Annotated in this window: 4 protein-coding genes; 2 read left to right on the top strand and 2 right to left on the bottom strand. The window is 43.1% G+C overall.

The genetic code is table 11. The features are described from left to right. Both VK541_RS01350 and VK541_RS01345 read left to right on the top strand, forming a co-directional pair. A partial coding sequence (locus VK541_RS01350; protein WP_324366148.1) for a hypothetical protein occupies positions 1 to 183 on the top strand: 183 nt, incomplete at its 5' end. Between the two features lie 157 nt (positions 184 to 340). Next, positions 341 to 2224, top strand: coding sequence for an IS1634 family transposase (locus VK541_RS01345; protein WP_324366146.1), 1884 nt, complete (start codon positions 341 to 343; stop codon positions 2222 to 2224). An 84-nt stretch (positions 2225 to 2308) separates the two neighbouring features. On the opposite strand, the gene VK541_RS01340 is transcribed toward VK541_RS01345, so the two are convergent. Next, a complete protein-coding gene (locus VK541_RS01340; protein ID WP_324366144.1) occupies positions 2309 to 2719 on the bottom strand; it encodes a DUF2000 domain-containing protein in 411 nt (136 codons plus the stop codon). A gap of 4 nt (positions 2720 to 2723) precedes the next feature. Then, positions 2724 to 2915 (bottom strand): GNAT family N-acetyltransferase (locus VK541_RS01335; RefSeq protein WP_324366142.1); only part of this gene is annotated, 192 nt, incomplete at its 5' end.

The raw sequence follows: 2915 nt of genomic DNA, 5'->3' as shown, positions 1-2915 counted from the left end.
GAAAGATGTTTTTGTGCCGTTGCTAACTTTTTTTCATATTGTTTTGTGTATTTGTTATTCTTAAATTTAATTCCATCAGAAGTAATGACAAAATCCTTCAAACCTAAATCTATTCCGCAAACCGCACCAGTTTTTTCTTTAGCCGCGAATGCGGTTACCCAACCATTAACCCAGGTTGCGTAAAAAGAGGGTAAAACGAATTATTTTGAAATATTTTCCGGTGGTTTATCCGTAGGGGGGTACAGTAAAATTGGCTGTATTGCAATCTCATGGGGCAGTTTTGGTTTGTAGTACACAGGGGGTATTTCATTTTGGGGATCAAAGGCTTACCTTTCGGGCGATGTATTTCAAGTGCAGCATACGGCGTAATCCGGAAACGGAAGCGATCAGCGGATATTACCGGTTGGTTGAAAGTTATCGCAATAGTGATGACCGGATTTGCCACCGCACGATATTGAATGTGGGTTTCATGGAAGATACGACCGTAGAACAGCGCCATAAAATACAGGTGAGGCTAAACGATAAGCACGAAATGAAGGAAAGCGTTTTTAACGAGGCTGACCCTGTTGTTAATGGTTATGTATCAGCTTTATGGCAGCGCATTGTTGAAGAAAAACGGCTTGATGTCGGCACAATAGCAAAGCGGAGCCGTATGATCGACGTGGAAACGATGGTACACAACGATGCCCGTGAAGCGGGCAGCGAATGGATGTGCCATCAAACCTGGGAACGCCTGGGCCTTTCTGCCTTGTTAGCCTCACAAGGCTGGAACGATGAACAAATCCAGCTGGCGGCGGCCCAGGTGGTCAGCCGTGCAGTTTATCCGGCATCCGAGTTGCGGACAAGCCGCTGGATGAAAGAGAACTCAGCCGTATGTGAACTGACAGGTTATGATATGGATAAGGTCAGTAAAGACAAACTGTATCAAAGCGCGCTCAGCTTGTATGAACTCAAAGATGTGCTGGAAAAGCATTTGTCGGCCAAAACCAATGAACTATTTGATTTACAGGATAAAATAATCCTGTACGATTTAACAAACACCTATTTTGAAGGCAGTAAAAGAGGGAGTAAGCTGGCTAAGTTTGGGCGGAGCAAGGAACAGCGTTCGGATGCGAAGTTAGTTGTGCTGGCCCTGGTGGTTAACATCGAAGGCTTTATTAAGTATTCGGCTATCCATGAGGGCAATATGTCCGACAGCAAGACATTGCCTCAAATGATCGATAAGCTGGCTACCCATACCTGTACCAAAACAGCAGTAGTAGTTTTGGATGCAGGCATAGCCACAGAAGAGAACTTAAAACTGATTACGGAAAAAGGCTATCATTATTTATGCGTAAGCCGCACAAAGCTGAAAGATTATACCATAGATCCTAACCGGCTGACGGTAATGATGGAAACCAGGTCCAAACAAAATGTCAGGATAAAAGCCATACAGACGGATAAAGACACTGATTATTACCTGGAGATAAAAAGTGATGCTAAAACGGTCAAAGAACAATCCATGGCCACTCAGTTTGAAGAACGGTTTGAGGCTTATCTTGCACGGATACAGCAGGCATTGCTGGCTAAAGGCGGCGTTAAAATAGCAGGCAAGGTGTGGGAGCGTATTGGCAGGGCAAAAGAAAAATACCCCTCCGTACATCACTATTATAATATTAAGGTTAGTGTAGATGAAACTAAAGGTATTGCCACAGCCCTCAGTTGGGAGAAACAAGAAACACGCCACCAGGCCCGGGAAACCCAATATGGTATGTATTTCTTGCGGACCAGCCTCAAAATAGCGGATGAGGTGATCATCTGGAACATTTATAATACCATCAGGGAAATCGAACAAACTTTCCGCACCCTGAAAACAGAGCTTGATCTGCGGCCTATCTATCACAAAACAGACCAGGCAACAATGGCCCATTTACATCTGGGCATTTTGGCATATTGGTTGGTCAATACCATCAGGTGCCAGTTGAAATCACACGGCATCAATCATTCCTGGACCGAAATTGTCAGGATCGGCAACACGCAAAAAATAATAACCACCAGCGGACAAAATACCTTCGACAAAACCGTCACCGTCAGGAAATGCACACAACCGAATGAAAAACTCAGCCAATTGCTCGGGCTATTGAAAATCCCGCCAAAACCTTTTGGAAAAAGAAAATCCGTAGTACACAAACTACTACCTCGAAAAAATGAAAGCAATCAAAATCAATCATTTATGCCGGGTTAGCTGCAACTTGGGTTAAATGTTCCTAATTAAAGAGGTACTTTTTCAGTGCCCGCTGCAACAGGTCCTCCTTTTTTGTTTAATTCTTTATGAATGAAACCTGAGGCCGTTCAGGGCTTTATCTACTTTTTTGTTTGGCCCATAAACAATTACACCAACCAGGTCAAGCTCATCATCGGTGCGGCTACCTATTTCTGTGACATTTTGCTCTTCATTCCTGGTGCCGAACTGTGCTTTGGTATAAATACCAATATTTAGTTCCCTGTCTTTGGCCCGTGTAAAGGCGCGCTTAATTTGATTGTCAGTATCTGCTTTATAAACCAGTATAGGATGCTTAAAAAACGGCAGGTATGTTGAACCTGACGCACTAACCAGTGATTTCCCATGCGTTTCCGGAAACTTAATAGCTACAGAGCTTGCCAAAAAAGCGGTAACATTTAATTTTTGCCAACTTTGTAAATCGTCTTTAATGACGATAGCGATCTTATTATCGTACATAAATTTAATTATTATTTAAGGATAGTTCCATTTGAATATTACAACGCTCATACGGTGTGGCATGCCCCGCTACTTTTTTAAACCCCAATTTATGGTATAAGTTGATGGCGGGTGTAAGAATGGTATTGCTCTCCAGGTATATTTTGCGGGCGCCCAGTGATCTTGCTTTTTCAATAACAGCGTTTCCCAGTAACCA

It is taken from the genome of Pedobacter sp. (genome assembly GCF_035317785.1).
In the GTDB taxonomy this organism is placed as follows: domain Bacteria; phylum Bacteroidota; class Bacteroidia; order Sphingobacteriales; family Sphingobacteriaceae; genus Pedobacter.
This window is presented reverse-complemented; position numbering and strand designations above follow the sequence as displayed.

What these genes read in the sequence shown, in the direction of transcription:
- VK541_RS01345 (WP_324366146.1), top strand. Translation starts at nt 341, where the DNA reads ATGTATTTCAAGTGCAGCATACGGCGTAATCCGGAAACGGAAGCGATC.
- VK541_RS01340 (WP_324366144.1), bottom strand. Translation starts at nt 2,719, where the DNA reads ATGTACGATAATAAGATCGCTATCGTCATTAAAGACGATTTACAAAGT.